This window comes from Paenibacillus cremeus (assembly GCF_007786445.1).
Classification (GTDB): domain Bacteria; phylum Bacillota; class Bacilli; order Paenibacillales; family NBRC-103111; genus Paenibacillus_G; species Paenibacillus_G cremeus.
The window spans coordinates 19,071-32,326 of record NZ_VNJI01000002.1; the positions used below are offsets into that span (position 1 = coordinate 19,071).

A 13,256-nucleotide genomic window follows, 5' to 3' on the forward strand; every position below is an offset into this window, starting at 1 on the left:
TAAAGGAGGCTTTGCGATGAATCGGCATCCAATGGAGCGTCAACGAACCAATCGCTGGAATTTCGCATTATACATAGGCGTTTTTGCCGGCTTAATCTGGGGTGGACTGAAGATCATCGAGTATTATTTTCATTTCACCACACTGCCGATCGGCTTTTTGATTGAACCGTTCTTTTTGCATTCGTATGTGAACACTTGGCAGGGCATGGTGACGGGCTGGCTGGCGTTTATTCTATTTTCTGTCGTCGCTTCTTTGTTATATTCCGTCATGCTCTCTCAGGCCAAAAGCGCCTGGATCGGGATCGGATACGGTGCTGTCTGGTGGGGAATTATTTTCCTCTTGATTGGACCGGTAACGGGAATGATGAATTGGATCGCATTCATTGATTTGAATACGATTCTGTCGGATTTTTGTCTTTTCGTCCTGTGGGGACTATTCATCGGCTATTCGATCAGCTTTGAATTTACGGATCATCGCGTGAGTGAGCCCTTGAAAAATGCCTCATCCGAACCGGAAAGGGCCTAGAAATATTCGTGTTATCGGCTGCAAATCGCAAAGGACTTCTCAAACCCGGGAAACTTATGGTAAGATAGTTTGGTATGTGCGGTTTTTCAAGCAGGTGGGAGGTTCCGCGTGTGAAGCAAATCTTACTATTGAATGGACCGAACCTGAACATGCTCGGTGTTCGGGAGCCAGGTATTTACGGGTCATTGACGCTCCAAGCGATCATCGAGAGGCTGAACCGTCTCGCAGGGGAGCTGGAGGTTGGACTGGAGTGCTATCAATCCAATCACGAGGGCGATTTGATCGACAAGATCCATGCGGCTTTTGGCACGAAGGATGGGATTTTAATCAACCCCGGGGCTTTCACCCATTACAGCTACGCGCTGCGAGATGCTGTCAGCACGGTGGGAATACCAACGGTCGAAGTACATATCTCCAACATTCATAAACGGGAAACGTTTCGCCATACCTCGGTGATCGCTCCGGTCGCTGTCGGCCAGATCGCCGGTTTTGGTGTGGACAGCTATGAGCTGGGCTTGCGAGCGCTGGTACAACATCTTGAACGGTCGGAGGGATAACGATGCAGCAGCAGCGGATTAGCCGCTTGCGCGGCCTTATGCAGGATAAGGGCCTCACAGCCGTATTGATCACGAATAGCACGAATCGCATGTACATGACCGGCTTCACAGGCTCTGCAGGGTATGTGTTAATTACGGAATCACGGGCGATTCTGCTCACCGATTTCCGCTACATGACGCAAGCGCCTCAGCAGGCTGCAGGGTTCGAAGTCATCGAGCATGCGCCTAACGCGATGGAGACCGTTAAAGACCTGCTTACCAAGCAAGGGATCGCCAAGCTCGGCTTCGAGCAGGACGACCTTACTTATGGTGCCTACCGATCCTATGTACAGACGCTATCGGGGATCGAGCTCGTACCGACGGACAAACTCGTTGAAACGCTGCGCATGATTAAGGATGCTGGCGAAATCGCGATTTTGCAGGAAGCGGCCGACCTCGCCGATCAAACGTTCACGTACATTCTCGGGCTGCTGAAGCCAGGAATGAGCGAGAAGGAAATCGCGCTGGAGATCGAAGTGTTTGTTCGCAGTCATGGGGCCGCATCGACTTCGTTCGAGACGATCGTCGCTTCCGGTGAACGCTCAGCTCTGCCGCATGGTAAAGCAAGCGAACGCATTCTAGGAACGAACGAATTTGTAAAGCTCGATTACGGCGCATACTACAAAGGGTACTGCTCCGACATCACGCGGACGGTTGTGCTCGGTACGCCGACGGATAAGCATCGGGAAATTTACAATATCGTGCTTGAGGCGCAGCTGGCCGCACTGGATCAGATTCGTCCGGGCATGACCGGGCGCGAAGCGGATGCTGTTGCCAGAGATATCATCACCAAGTACGGCTATGGCGATTTCTTCGGGCATGGATTGGGTCACGGGGTAGGAATGGAAATCCATGAAGCGCCGCGGCTATCCAAGATGGGCGATACGGTTTTGGCTCCAGGCATGGTCGTCACAGTGGAACCCGGAATTTATTTGCCAGGCTTTGGCGGCGTTCGCATTGAAGATGACATCGTCATCACGGATTCCGGCAATCGCAGATTAACACAGTCGAGCAAAGACTTGATTGTGCTATCATAATTTACAGCTTAGTAGTGGCATACGCCGTCTGCTTACATTTTCAGGGAGGTTTTTGTAGTGATTTCAGTAAACGATTTTAAAACAGGCTTGACCATCCAAGTAGATACCGATTTGTTCACCGTTATCGATTTCCAACACGTGAAACCAGGTAAAGGCGCGGCATTCGTTCGCTCCAAGCTGAAGAACCTGCGCAACGGCAACACCGTTGAACGTACATTCCGTGCAGGCGAGAACGTAAGCCGCGCGCACATTGAGAACCGTTCCGTACAATATCTGTATGCTAGCGGTCAAGAGCATGTGTTCATGGATACCGAAACTTTCGACCAGTTCAACTTGGACGAGAATCAAATCGAGTGGGAGCTGAACTTCCTGAAGGACAACATGATGATCAACATCATGAGCTACCAAGGCGAAATCCTCGGGATCAACCTGCCAAACAGCGTAGATCTGAAGGTTGTAGAAACCGAGCCGGGCATCAAGGGTAACACAGCTACAGGCGCAACGAAGAACGCGAAGGTTGAAACCGGCCTGAACGTCCAAGTTCCTTTGTTCATTAACGAAGGCGACGTACTGTCGATCGACACACGTGAAGGCAAATACATCTCCCGCGCATAAGCTGTTGCGGCGAGCATCATACACGCAGGGGCAGCCTCTGGGATCCAATAGGATCTTGGGGGTTGTCCTTTTTTTGATGTGCGGAAAAATTGTAAAATGTGGTAAAATATACGGAATACCAAACCGCAGGAGGCGACTTACTTCTTATGAAAGTAGCGGACACCTTCGTTCAAGTTTCACCGGATTGTCCGGTTCAGAGCAGCGTAGTGCCTGTGTCCAGAACAGCGAAAAAACCGGCACACGTCATCCAATACGAGCTGCTTTCACGGCATCCTTATCAATTTACACTGGACGACCTCGTGTATGAAGTGCATATTCGGCATAAAGAAATACCCGATGAGATGGTGAAGGGTCGCGCTGATGAAATTCGGGCCGAGCTGTTTCAAAAAAATCATCCCTGCATGCGGGCCTCGATGCTGCCCAAAAAATACGGCTGGGGCGTCCACTATGACACCGAGGGAAGGATTGCGATCTATGGTATGGAGTCCCCGGAATATGAACAGTTGATTGAGCAATACAAGGGAACCAAAAATTTGGTCGCAGGCATGCGCAGCAGTCGGGCTTAAGGAGCGGTTTTCATGAGCCATTATATTTGGGAAGGAACGAAAGTGAGGCTTAGGCCGGTTCGGCCGTCAGACGGGGAGAGGTTTCATCGCAACGATCTGGACACGCAGGCGGCTAGATTGAGCGACCAGGTGTACTGGCCAAGATCCTTGGAAGGATCGATGCAATGGGCTGAGATGGAGTCGCAGCTGCGGCCTGAGCGAGATCAGTATCGGCTGGCCATAGAAACGTTGGAGGGCGAGCTGGTAGGGAGCATCAAATCGCATACCTGTCATCCGCGTAACGGGACGTTTCAATATGGGGTGGCGATTTTCAGGGAGCATTGGAGACAAGGCTTGACCAAGGAGGAATTCGAGTCGCGGCAAAATAATTGCAATCCCATGCCATGAGCGGCAGGACAGGCGCATACACTCCTTGTAGGGAGGGGATAGGCGATGGCATGGGACAATCCGGAGGTGTCGGCAGACGCCAGCACGATGATTAATGAATTAATCGACCGCAAGAAAAAAATGGACGGATACAAGCGATGGCAGTTCATTTGCACCATGGGCATGCTGTCTTTGCTGCTTGTTTGCTCGTATTATTTTTACAACCGCGTATTGATGCCTTCCCGTAGTGTGTGGGATATCATCGACACGTTCGCTGCCAACCGGCTCGTGGTAAGTGCCTTTGTGCTGCTGGTCACTGTATACTGCCTAATGAGCTTTTTTGCCAAAAAATATCTCGAGCAAAAAGGCAAATACGACGCGCTGAGGGCGGAAATTATTGTGTTTTTTCAATATGGCCCATGGAGCAAAACGAAAGGCACCGCGATCCACGACCTGATCTCCAGAGAGCTGAAGGAGCTGTTCGATATCAACCTGACCTATAAAAGCTAAAGGTGCTTGGCGACCAAATTTTTATAAACGTCTTTGGGTCTTAGACCAACGAGCTTGTCGACCGGCTGGCCCGATTTGAACAAAATGACTGTGGGCATCGATAGGATCCCGTATTGTGCGGCAATATCCGGACAGTCATCCGCGTTCACTTTTACAATGGACACGGCTCCTTTCAGCTCAGGCTCTAACTTCTCCAAGATAGGGAGCAGCGTGTTGCATGGCGGGCACCAAGGTGCTCCGAATTCGACCAGTACCAGCTTTTTGGCATGGATTGCTGAGCTGAAATCGGTTTCACTGACTTGTCTTATCGACATGATAGGTTGCCTCCTTATAGATGGACTCCTCCGAACGGATGGAGCGAATTCGTTCTTCCAGATTGGATTTCATTTGGGTCAGCGTTTGGATCTGCTGCTCGATTTCAGCCAGCTTGCTCGTATAGACAGGCAGCACATCGCGGCAGAACGCTTCTTTATTCTTCAATACACAATGCAAAAAGGAAGCGATTTGTTCCGTCGACAGGCCGAGGCTTAAATAAAACTGGATCGTACGGATTTGCTCGACCGCTAAGTTATGGTATTCACGGTAGCCGTTGTCCGACCGCTTCGGCGTGATGAGCCCTTGAGCTTCGTAGTACCGGATGGAACGGATGCTGGCACCGGTGAGCTTCGATAGTTGACCGATTTTCAAAGCCGGATTCGCTCCTTTCTTGAGGATGTAGCTTAAGTATAAACGATGACATTAATGTCAGGGTCAAGGGATCCTGAAAAAATATTTTGCTAGGAGAGGTTCACGGCGGTGGATATTCACGAGATCATAGAGGAGCTGCAGCGTGAGCGGATTGTTCCGGCAGGGTTCAACCAATATACGGCTTTCAGCGGGGGGACGAACAGTCAGGTCGGTGTGCTGAACGACGGTGGAGTGAGTAAGGTAGTCATTAAGCAAAATCAAGCGGAGGTGCTTCGATCTGAGGCCGATTTTCTCGCGGCGTATGCGCATTTGTCCCTCTTGCCCCAGCTCAGGTACACGGATCCTGCGTACCGATTTATCGTCTACGAGTTTATTCCGGGCAACGTGGATACCTCGAAGATCACGATAACGAAGCGGGAGCTGCTGGTGACGCTCATTGATCGGCTTATTAATCGATATGAGCACCGTCCGGATATGCATGGCTGGGGATGGATTGATGCGCTAGCTCCCACATGGCGGGCATTTCTCGAGGATAGAGTCGCGTCAGCAATCGAAATCATCGGCAGCCGATTGGAGCCCGAGTCTGCTGAAGTTGTTCAGGAGTGTGTCAAGCAAACATGCATTTGCGTGGACCCTGAAGGAGCTTATTTGCTGCACGGGGATTGCGGGGTACACAATTTTATTTTCCACGAGGGGCGGCTGCAAGGTGTCATTGATCCTACCCCGGTCATCGGACCGCCGCTGTATGATCTAAGCTATGCTTTTTACTCCTCTCCGGAAGAGTTGGAGGAAGAGAGCTTCATCGCTTTAGCTCGCCTATTGCAGCCGCAGCCTTTCTTTTCGGAAAAGCAGCTTTATGAAGAGGCGTTGATTGGTTTATATTTACGAATGGGTACCTGTCTTGTGCATCACCCACATGATTTTGAGGCTTATGCCGAGGCGTGGTATCGCCTGCGGCGCAGGTATGCTACTATGAATCCATAACGACGACAACTAAAGGAGATTCGACGCATCCGTGATTCCATTCAAACTCCCCAAGGAACAAAAAGAACGGATTATCGAGCAGGTCCAGAGCTATTTCGAAGAGGAACGGTCAGAGTCCATCGGCAATTTAGCAGCGGAGCAGATCGTTGACTTCATGATCTCTGCGCTTGGGCCGGTGATGTACAACCATGCTATCGCCGACGCCCGCAAGCTGGTAGGCGAGAAATGGGCCGTGATGGAGGACGAGCTCTATTCACTCGAAAAACCGATGACCCGCGGTCGATAGGGCTTGAGAAGGCACTGCATACCTGAAAAGGTTGCCGGTGCCTTTTTTCGTGGCGGACCAAGCACGATTCTTGTGCACTTTTTGCAAAAAATGCTGACGAAAAAAGACGTAGGATGAGCCAGCAGCGCATACATTGGTAAGACATCACGTGCCGAGGTGAGGGACAATGGAGATCATCTTTGTGCTGCATGTAGAGGCGAAGCATCGGCTGGGGACACCGTCAGGCCAGGAGCTGCGGGATCCGTCTTTAACCGAGCGGGGCCGGCGTGCGGCTGCTATGCTAAGAAAGAGCGAACCATTGACCGAAAGCGATGCACTCATAACCGGGCCAACGAATTTCATGCTGCAAACCGCTCAAATCTGGTCCCAAGGAACCGACTGCGCCCGATTTGTTCATCCGTTGGCCGGTCCGAGGCAATTCCCGTTCCGCTATGATTTTCAGACGCCGCCTTGCGACATGCCGATGGAACCGGAGCGCATCATGGCAAATTTCCCAGAACTGCTGCTGGCGGGCGGACTGCCAGAGCATTTGTGGCTGCAGGGCATTGATACGCTGCCGGGGATGCTGTTCAGCCAGCTGGTTGAACGGTTTTTGCTGTGGTGCCGCAGCTTAGAGAAGAATCGGGTGTTCATAGTGACGGGGGAAGGTACACTGAAAGCTTACCGCGAGCATTTGCAGCATACCCTGGAGGGTAATCTGTATCGATTTCCTCAGTCAGTCTGAATTTTCGACATTTTTCTATTTCATGTGGAAAGGTGTATATGATATAATTGGTACTTGTATGCAAAAGTAACGGTTGGGAGTGAACAGCTTTGTCTCTTATAGTTATGAAATTCGGCGGAAGCTCCGTAGGTGACGCGGAGCGAATGAAACGCGTAGCAAACCGCATCGTGGAGAGAAAGCGCGAAGGCCATCAATGTGTCGTCGTCGTTTCCGCTATGGGCGATACAACGGACGATTTGATCGATTTGACGAAACAGATTTGTACCGTACCGCCAACGGCACGTGAGATGGATATGCTTTTGTCGACAGGCGAGCAGGTTTCCGTAGCCCTCTTGTCCATGGCCATACATAGCTTAGGCTGCTCCGCAGTATCGTTCACAGGATGGCAAGCCGGGATGTACACCGAAGCCGTTCATGGGAAAGCGCGGATTACCGATATGAAGCCGGACCGTGTTAAGAAGGCGCTGGCAGATGACAAGATTGTGATTGTTGCCGGATTCCAAGGGATGACCGAGGAAGGCGAGATTACGACGCTGGGCCGCGGCGGCTCCGATACGACTGCGGTCGCACTGGCTGCAGGCATTGGCGCGGACGTGTGCGAGATTTTCACCGATGTAGACGGCGTCTACTCGACAGATCCGCGGATCGTCAAGTGCGCCCGCAAGCTGAACGAGATCACGTACGATGAGATGCTGGAGCTTGCTAACCTGGGAGCGGCGGTGCTGCATCCAAGAGCCGTGGAATACGCCAAAAATTATAACGTGTCGCTGGTCGTCAGATCCAGCTTCAATCATAACGAAGGAACGCATGTGAAGGAGGAAGCAGCAATGGAACAAGGCATCGTAGTACGAGGCATTGCTTACGATAAGAATGTAGCGAGAATCAGTATTCTGGGTGTAGAAGAGAAGCCGGGGCAGCTGGCGAAGGTGTTCGGGGCGCTTGCTAGCGAGCAAATCGACGTGGATATTATCGTGCAAAGCGGTGTCGCTGGAGGCCGTGCAGACTTCTCCTTTACGATCTCGCTGAACGATTTGGATAAGGCGCTGACGACGATCGAAGGCCTTCGTGCTACCGTAGGCTTCCGCGAAGTCACTTCCGAGACGAACCTGGTGAAGGTCTCCATCGTTGGTGCAGGCATGGTTAGTACGCCGGGCGTGGCAGCGAAGATGTTCGCAGCGATCTCCGATCTGGGCATCAGCATTCTGATGGTCAGCACGTCCGAGATCAAGACCTCCTGCGTAATCGAGAACGGTCGTTTGAACGAAGTCGTTCAAGCGCTGCATACGGCTTACGGCTTGGACACCGACTCCACTGTGTTCGTTGGCGGTCCATCGGAAAGAAGATAAGACCCCTCGCTTAGCGAAGGATCTTATCGAAGAGGAATGTAAATACTTTTAGCAAGAAAGCGGTGATCCCAGCGGCCATTAATGGACCGACGGGAATCCCTTTTAGAAAAATAATACCGAAGATCGAACCGATAACAAGACCCACAATCATTTGTGGGTCTATTTTTAATAGCTCGAGACCTTTGCCGTTCATGTACGTAGCAATGGCTCCGCCTATTAGTGCAAGGATGCCCGGCCAAGTGGTGAAAATTGAGGTGACGTCCTTAATCGAGATACGCTCGCTGGCGAACGGCACGAGGACACCCATCGTCAGAAACAGCAGTCCCAGCTCCAGCCCCCGGCGCTCAATCGTAGGCAAGAACCGCTCTAAGCTGATCAGCTTCACGACAAGCAGAATGCATGCGGCGGTCGTAATAATATGAGAACGGCCGATGAGTCCGATAATAATTAATGCCACTAGCAATAAGTCTCCGCTCATGTGCGCACTGTACCCCTTCGTCGGCAACTGGTGAAAACAGTTGTCAGGATGTCCTTCCAATTCTCTTTATTTGTATGAAGGGGGGCTTGTTTTAGAACCGAATTACAAGCAAGCAGGGATCGCTTCGAGCTTCCCGCCGATGACCTGCGGAGCTATCGCAAGCGTATTCACCTGGGCACAATACAGCACATCATCCTTAAAGCCGAGCTTGGTTAGCCGTTTGCCGTTGGCGCAAGAGAGCAAAGTATCCGTCAGCTGGTGCTGCACCTCGCGGTAAGCGTTCAGCATGGCCAAGCCGAAGTCGTTGAACGATACTTGGGCAGGGCTGCCCGAAGCTGCTTGAAGGTGCCGAAGCAGCTCATCGGCAATGAGTCCGGCGCATAACCCGTCCTCTAAGGAGAACAGATCTTGCGTTCCCGCACATAGTATCGCGATTTCGTTATCCAACTGGGCCATCCGCTCTGCGCAGGCCTTAGCGTTTAACATGCTTCCGATGACAATGTGATTGGCCTTGCTTGCTTTTTGAATCGCCCGTGTACCGTTGGTTGTCGTGATTATGACGGTTTTTCCAGCGACCTGATAGCTCTTGTACTCGAGCGGCGAGTTGCCGAGATCAAAGCCGGGAATTTTTTTGCAGAATCGTTCGCCTCCGAGCAGCGTGCCTTCTGTTTGGAGGCTTTTCGCTTGCAGGACGGTTTCTACCGGCACAACCTCATGGCAGCCGTTAGCCAGTGCCGTCAGCATGGTCGAAGTGGCTCGCAGCACATCGATCACAACGACGGTTTTCTGGCTCAAATCCTCCGCCCGCGCCTCGTTGACGCAGGATATAACTTGAACGTTCATGGTTCAGGCGAGCCTCCTTTGTCCGCACATCCCTTTAAATTTCCCAATTCAGTGCCTCGACGGACGCTTCGTCCGAAGGCACCTTGCCCATCAGCAGCGTATCCGAACGAAGTCCGCGGCGCAGTGCTTCCAATGAGATAACATCACTCGGCAAAATATTGCCCAGATGGATGCTGTTGCCAAGCATTTGCAGTAAATGCACCTGTTGCTCCTTTTGCGGGGCTTCCCAGAGCAGCTTATGCCGGCTCGGTACCATCGACAGCACCCGCTCGATTTCCTCGTCCTTACAGGTCCCGTTGTCATCAAAAATGCCGACGCCTTTGCCGGATTCCCGGCCCTCGATCGTGACCAGCTCCGCGCCCAGCTCGGTGTCGATAATGACCGTTTCGATCAGCTCGTCGACCTCAATGGTAGAGCCCCAGCATTTTTTGCCGTACTCCGTGATGACCTTCAGGCCCGAGTCGATGCCGCGGAGAATCAATTCGCTGCGCACCGGCCTAGGCACCTCAATCGTCCCGTCCGACACTTCCAAACCGTTGAAGCCCAAATAAGTGACCATATCGAAAAAATGCTCGACCTCTCGCTGCCGCAGGGCAACCTCCAAAAACGTGCCACCCGGATACACCATGATATTGCAAGCCTTCGCCAGCTCGATTTTTCTCTTCAGCATGGTAGTGGAGTACAGCGGCGAGGTGCCAAAACCGATTTTCAGCATATCGATGTAAGCGCCGGCTGTTTCCAGTAAATCTTCCAAGGCGTGAAGTCCTAATCCTTTATCGATCACCATGGTTCTCCCCAGGGCTCTCGGTTTGACTGTACGTGTTGCGGTAGGATCGCTGAGCAAAGAACTCCACTGCAATGGTGAGGTAACCTCCATCATCTATCGCCTCGCTGTAACGAATTGTGGATTACGGGATCATCATATGCATGGTGATTTGGGGATGTGCCCATGATGTGCCCTTGAATCTTGTAATCCATCCTATAGACCTAAATGGAGACGAGCCCGCATAAGATGAAATGAAACCACGAAAGAGAGGAGCAAACCGCCTTTGCTGAACAAAATCGTATTGAGCATGGCCTCGCTGCGCATGATTTCGGGCAGTATTGAGATCATTGCTGCGCTCATTATGCTGCGGCTGAATCAGATCGATAAGGCGCTGATCGTCAATTCCGGGCTGGCGCTGGTCGGACCGTTCGTGCTGCTGACGACGACGACGATTGGACTTGTGGGGCTCGCAGATAAGCTGTCCTATGGCAAAATGCTGTGGGTGCTCGCTGGCGTCAGCTGCATTTTTATCGGAATCTTAAAAAAGTAATCTGTCATATTTCACTAGGCTGGGCCATACATATGATTAATAAGATGGACAGCTTGGGGGGAAGCAGCCGTGATTGCAGCCATACTGCCCTATTTTTCTGAAGCTATGCAGCGCATCCTATCATCTCTATCAACGCGAATCCTAGAGCAATTGCAAGAGATTCGAGTCCGAGAAGCGAGACCGCTGGAAGTCATCTGGGGAGCGGGGCATGGATTTGTTTCGGAGCAAGGCGCCATCGGCCCGAATTCGGAACAAGCCTATCGACCTTCGCGGCGGGATTGTGCGATTTTGCTAGAGCAGCTGACACAGCATTCGATGTACACCTTCGAGGAAGAGCTGAAGCGGGGATTCATCACGGTCGCTGGCGGCCATCGGATCGGACTCTCCGGACGCACGGTCGTCGAGCAGGGAAAGGTCAAGTATGTGAAGGAAATCAGCGGCTTCAACATCCGGGTCGCCAAGGAGTGGAAGCAGGCGGGAGCGGCGGTGTGGCCTTACTTGCTGGAGCCTTCGCGGGAGCAGGTGTACCGGACGCTGGTGATTTCTCCACCCCAGCTTGGCAAAACGACCTTGATCCGCGACTTGGCGAGACGGTTCAGCGGAAGTGATACAGCAGGTGAAGAAGCAGGCATCGGCCGCAGCTTTAAGGTGGGCATCGTGGATGAACGCTCGGAAATTGCCGCCTGCGTGAAAGGCGTCCCACGGTTCGATGTCGGGCCGAGAACGGACGTGCTGGATGGCTGTCCGAAGGCGGAAGGCATGATGATGATGATCCGCTCGATGTCGCCGGAGGTGCTGATCGCAGACGAAATCGGCCGGGCCGAGGATGCGGAGGCGATCCACGAAGCGCTCCATGCTGGTATCGGCATCATCGCGACGGCACATGGCAGAAGCGTAGCGGACGTGGCGAAGAGACCGATTTTGCGGGAACTGATTCGCGAAGGGGTGTTCGAGCGCTTCGTGGTGCTGGAGCGGAAGCTGGGGGCGGTCGGAAGCAGTCCGAGCGCTGCAGTGTTCGACCGGCAGGGAACGAGGCTGAATGAAACAGTAGCGGCAAAAGGGGGATTCGGCGGATGAGAGAGGCAAGTCAGGAGAGCACCAGGGAGCGGGGAAGTCCACGATGCTGAAGCTGCTGGGAGCGATGCTCATACTGCTGTCGGGAACGCTGCTCGGGTTTTACCAGGCGAATCAGCTCGTTCGTCGGCCGAAGCAAATCGCCGATCTGATCCGCTTGCTTCAGCGGCTGGAAACCGAGATTCACTACGGCTTTACGCCGCTGCCGGAAGCGCTAAGCCTGGTCGCAAGGAGCGCTCAATCCGCAGCTGGCCGGTTATTTCACACAGCAGCGGAGGAGCTCGCGGAAGCGGCAGGGCGGTCGGTTCAGACGATCTGGCAGCAGGCGGCGACTGCGAACTGGCGGTATACGGCCATGAAGACGCCGGAGCGCGAAGTGTTCCTGCAAATCGGGCACACACTCGGGCTGACCGATCGGGAGGACCAGGCGAAGCACCTCAAGCTCGCGGTAAGTCAGCTGCAGGGGGAAGCAGAGCTCGCCCGGGAGGAGCAGCAGCGGTACGAGCGCATGTGGAAAAGCCTCGGTGTTCTGCTTGGAGCATTAGTAGTAATACTTATGTACTAAGTTGCAACTGTTACATCAGACTCTGTGTCAGTTGCGACAATCACGCCGGTGTCTGAGAATTAATTTAATGGTTTAAGGTAGGTGCCGCCAATGAACGTGGATGTAAACGCGATATTCCAGATAGCCGGCATCGGGATCATTATCGCGATGATTCATACCGTGCTCAAGCAGATGGGAAAAGAAGACATGGCGCATTGGGTGACGGTCATCGGGTTTGTCGTAGTGCTGTTCATGGTCGTCAGCATGCTGGATAACTTGTTTAAAGAAATCAAGACCATTTTCTTGTTTCAATAGGGGCGGGTGCTGCCAGTGGAGATTATACAAGTCGTGGGTCTCGGACTGATAACAACGGTGCTGGTGCTGATCATTAAAGAACAAAAGCCGATGTTCGCCTTTCTGCTGACCGCCTTTACCGGCATCACCATCTTCATGTTCTTGATCGGCAAAGTTTCGAATGTCATCGGAGTACTCGAGGATTTGGCGAACCGGGCGGATATCAATATGATTTTTCTGAAGACGATTCTGAAAATTATCGGGATCGCCTACATCGCCGAATTCGGCGCTCAGATCGTCCGAGATGCAGGTCAGGAAGCGATCGCTTCTAAAATCGAGCTGTCCGGCAAAATTTTGATCATGGTGATGGCCATCCCGATCGTATCCGTCATAATCGAGACCGTAGTCAAGCTGCTCCCGGCGTAAATGAACGCGGACGAAGCGGCAGGCGAATCTACCAGGAG

Annotated in this window: 21 protein-coding genes; 16 read left to right on the forward strand and 5 right to left on the reverse strand. The window is 52.5% G+C overall.

Annotation, left to right across the window (positions count from 1 at the left end; translation table 11 throughout):
• Positions 1 to 16: 16 nt before the first annotated feature.
• From FPZ49_RS01885 to FPZ49_RS01915, 7 genes are all read left to right on the forward strand, one after another.
• Positions 17 to 526: a YqhR family membrane protein gene (locus FPZ49_RS01885; protein WP_144842666.1), complete on the forward strand. Its 510-nt coding sequence runs from the start codon at positions 17 to 19 to the stop codon at positions 524 to 526.
• Between the two features lie 110 nt (positions 527 to 636).
• Entirely contained in the window at positions 637 to 1,083 is a 447-nt protein-coding gene (gene aroQ, locus FPZ49_RS01890; protein ID WP_144842667.1) for a type II 3-dehydroquinate dehydratase, read from the forward strand.
• Between the two features lie 2 nt (positions 1,084 to 1,085).
• Complete coding sequence (locus FPZ49_RS01895) at positions 1,086 to 2,159, forward strand: M24 family metallopeptidase (protein WP_144842668.1); 1,074 nt, start codon at positions 1,086 to 1,088, stop codon at positions 2,157 to 2,159.
• 57 nt (positions 2,160 to 2,216) lie between these two features.
• On the forward strand, positions 2,217 to 2,774 hold the full coding sequence (gene efp / locus FPZ49_RS01900; protein ID WP_144842669.1) for an elongation factor P: 558 nt from the start codon (positions 2,217 to 2,219) through the stop codon (positions 2,772 to 2,774).
• Between the two features lie 146 nt (positions 2,775 to 2,920).
• Complete coding sequence (locus tag FPZ49_RS01905) at positions 2,921 to 3,340, forward strand: DUF6157 family protein (RefSeq protein ID WP_144842670.1); 420 nt, start codon at positions 2,921 to 2,923, stop codon at positions 3,338 to 3,340.
• Between the two features lie 12 nt (positions 3,341 to 3,352).
• Complete coding sequence (locus FPZ49_RS01910; RefSeq protein WP_144842671.1) at positions 3,353 to 3,727, forward strand: GNAT family N-acetyltransferase; 375 nt, start codon at positions 3,353 to 3,355, stop codon at positions 3,725 to 3,727.
• A gap of 45 nt (positions 3,728 to 3,772) precedes the next feature.
• Positions 3,773 to 4,216, forward strand: a complete 444-nt coding sequence (locus FPZ49_RS01915; protein ID WP_144842672.1) for a DUF2663 family protein — start codon at positions 3,773 to 3,775, stop codon at positions 4,214 to 4,216.
• Here the strand turns inward: FPZ49_RS01915 and trxA are convergent.
• Positions 4,213 to 4,530 carry a thioredoxin gene (trxA, locus tag FPZ49_RS01920; RefSeq protein WP_144842673.1) on the reverse strand — a complete coding sequence of 106 codons (318 nt, stop codon included), beginning with the start codon at positions 4,528 to 4,530 and terminating at the stop codon, positions 4,213 to 4,215. The two genes, FPZ49_RS01915 and trxA, sit on opposite strands and share 4 nt — an antisense overlap.
• Positions 4,508 to 4,903, reverse strand: a complete 396-nt coding sequence (locus FPZ49_RS01925) for a MerR family transcriptional regulator (protein WP_144842674.1) — start codon at positions 4,901 to 4,903, stop codon at positions 4,508 to 4,510. The genes trxA and FPZ49_RS01925 overlap by 23 nt, the downstream gene beginning before the upstream one ends.
• 108 nt (positions 4,904 to 5,011) lie before the next feature.
• On the opposite strand from FPZ49_RS01925, the gene FPZ49_RS01930 reads away from it, so the two are divergent.
• The 4 genes from FPZ49_RS01930 (at position 5,012) to FPZ49_RS01945 (ending at position 8,243) form a co-directional block, all read left to right on the forward strand.
• Positions 5,012 to 5,887: a phosphotransferase family protein gene (locus tag FPZ49_RS01930; protein ID WP_144842675.1), complete on the forward strand. Its 876-nt coding sequence runs from the start codon at positions 5,012 to 5,014 to the stop codon at positions 5,885 to 5,887.
• Positions 5,888 to 5,918: 31 nt separating this feature from the next.
• Positions 5,919 to 6,173 (forward strand): DUF2164 domain-containing protein, encoded by a 255-nt coding sequence (locus tag FPZ49_RS01935; RefSeq protein WP_144842676.1) that lies wholly within the window; start codon positions 5,919 to 5,921, stop codon positions 6,171 to 6,173.
• Positions 6,174 to 6,339: 166 nt separating this feature from the next.
• Positions 6,340 to 6,897, forward strand: a complete 558-nt coding sequence (locus FPZ49_RS01940; protein WP_144842677.1) for a histidine phosphatase family protein — start codon at positions 6,340 to 6,342, stop codon at positions 6,895 to 6,897.
• 89 nt (positions 6,898 to 6,986) lie between these two features.
• Positions 6,987 to 8,243 (forward strand): aspartate kinase, encoded by a 1,257-nt coding sequence (locus FPZ49_RS01945; protein WP_144842678.1) that lies wholly within the window; start codon positions 6,987 to 6,989, stop codon positions 8,241 to 8,243.
• A 10-nt stretch (positions 8,244 to 8,253) separates the two neighbouring features.
• Here FPZ49_RS01945 and FPZ49_RS01950 read toward each other — a convergent pair whose 3' ends face one another.
• The 3 genes from FPZ49_RS01950 to FPZ49_RS01960 form a co-directional block, all read right to left on the reverse strand.
• Positions 8,254 to 8,721 carry a DUF441 domain-containing protein gene (locus FPZ49_RS01950; RefSeq protein WP_144842679.1) on the reverse strand — a complete coding sequence of 156 codons (468 nt, stop codon included), beginning with the start codon at positions 8,719 to 8,721 and terminating at the stop codon, positions 8,254 to 8,256.
• Positions 8,722 to 8,823: 102 nt separating this feature from the next.
• The gene (locus tag FPZ49_RS01955) at positions 8,824 to 9,564 is read right to left on the reverse strand and encodes a 2-phosphosulfolactate phosphatase (protein WP_144842680.1); all 741 of its coding nucleotides are present in this window, start codon (positions 9,562 to 9,564) and stop codon (positions 8,824 to 8,826) included.
• A gap of 34 nt (positions 9,565 to 9,598) precedes the next feature.
• A complete protein-coding gene (locus tag FPZ49_RS01960; protein ID WP_144843050.1) occupies positions 9,599 to 10,441 on the reverse strand; it encodes a phosphosulfolactate synthase in 843 nt (280 codons plus the stop codon).
• A 172-nt stretch (positions 10,442 to 10,613) separates the two neighbouring features.
• Between FPZ49_RS01960 and FPZ49_RS01965 the strand changes: the two genes are divergently transcribed.
• The 5 genes from FPZ49_RS01965 (at position 10,614) to spoIIIAD (ending at position 13,218) form a co-directional block, all read left to right on the forward strand.
• Complete coding sequence (locus FPZ49_RS01965) at positions 10,614 to 10,880, forward strand: YqhV family protein (protein ID WP_144842681.1); 267 nt, start codon at positions 10,614 to 10,616, stop codon at positions 10,878 to 10,880.
• A 69-nt stretch (positions 10,881 to 10,949) separates the two neighbouring features.
• A complete protein-coding gene (gene spoIIIAA, locus FPZ49_RS01970; protein ID WP_144842682.1) occupies positions 10,950 to 11,957 on the forward strand; it encodes a stage III sporulation protein AA in 1,008 nt (335 codons plus the stop codon).
• Between the two features lie 43 nt (positions 11,958 to 12,000).
• Entirely contained in the window at positions 12,001 to 12,519 is a 519-nt protein-coding gene (gene spoIIIAB, locus FPZ49_RS01975) for a stage III sporulation protein SpoIIIAB (RefSeq protein WP_144842683.1), read from the forward strand.
• Between the two features lie 90 nt (positions 12,520 to 12,609).
• Positions 12,610 to 12,813, forward strand: a complete 204-nt coding sequence (gene spoIIIAC / locus FPZ49_RS01980; protein ID WP_041047208.1) for a stage III sporulation protein AC — start codon at positions 12,610 to 12,612, stop codon at positions 12,811 to 12,813.
• 15 nt (positions 12,814 to 12,828) lie between these two features.
• Positions 12,829 to 13,218, forward strand: coding sequence for a stage III sporulation protein AD (spoIIIAD, locus tag FPZ49_RS01985; RefSeq protein WP_144842684.1), 390 nt, complete (start codon positions 12,829 to 12,831; stop codon positions 13,216 to 13,218).
• The last annotated feature ends 38 nt before the right edge of the window (positions 13,219 to 13,256 follow it).

What these genes read in the sequence shown, in the direction of transcription:
- FPZ49_RS01885 (WP_144842666.1), top strand. Translation starts at nt 17, where the DNA reads ATGAATCGGCATCCAATGGAGCGTCAACGAACCAATCGCTGGAATTTC.
- FPZ49_RS01895 (WP_144842668.1), top strand. Translation starts at nt 1,086, where the DNA reads ATGCAGCAGCAGCGGATTAGCCGCTTGCGCGGCCTTATGCAGGATAAG.
- FPZ49_RS01905 (WP_144842670.1), top strand. Translation starts at nt 2,921, where the DNA reads ATGAAAGTAGCGGACACCTTCGTTCAAGTTTCACCGGATTGTCCGGTT.
- FPZ49_RS01910 (WP_144842671.1), top strand. Translation starts at nt 3,353, where the DNA reads ATGAGCCATTATATTTGGGAAGGAACGAAAGTGAGGCTTAGGCCGGTT.
- FPZ49_RS01915 (WP_144842672.1), top strand. Translation starts at nt 3,773, where the DNA reads ATGGCATGGGACAATCCGGAGGTGTCGGCAGACGCCAGCACGATGATT.
- trxA (WP_144842673.1), bottom strand. Translation starts at nt 4,530, where the DNA reads ATGTCGATAAGACAAGTCAGTGAAACCGATTTCAGCTCAGCAATCCAT.
- FPZ49_RS01940 (WP_144842677.1), top strand. Translation starts at nt 6,340, where the DNA reads ATGGAGATCATCTTTGTGCTGCATGTAGAGGCGAAGCATCGGCTGGGG.
- FPZ49_RS01950 (WP_144842679.1), bottom strand. Translation starts at nt 8,721, where the DNA reads ATGAGCGGAGACTTATTGCTAGTGGCATTAATTATTATCGGACTCATC.
- FPZ49_RS01955 (WP_144842680.1), bottom strand. Translation starts at nt 9,564, where the DNA reads ATGAACGTTCAAGTTATATCCTGCGTCAACGAGGCGCGGGCGGAGGAT.
- FPZ49_RS01960 (WP_144843050.1), bottom strand. Translation starts at nt 10,441, where the DNA reads ATGGAGGTTACCTCACCATTGCAGTGGAGTTCTTTGCTCAGCGATCCT.
- spoIIIAB (WP_144842683.1), top strand. Translation starts at nt 12,001, where the DNA reads ATGCTGAAGCTGCTGGGAGCGATGCTCATACTGCTGTCGGGAACGCTG.
- spoIIIAC (WP_041047208.1), top strand. Translation starts at nt 12,610, where the DNA reads ATGAACGTGGATGTAAACGCGATATTCCAGATAGCCGGCATCGGGATC.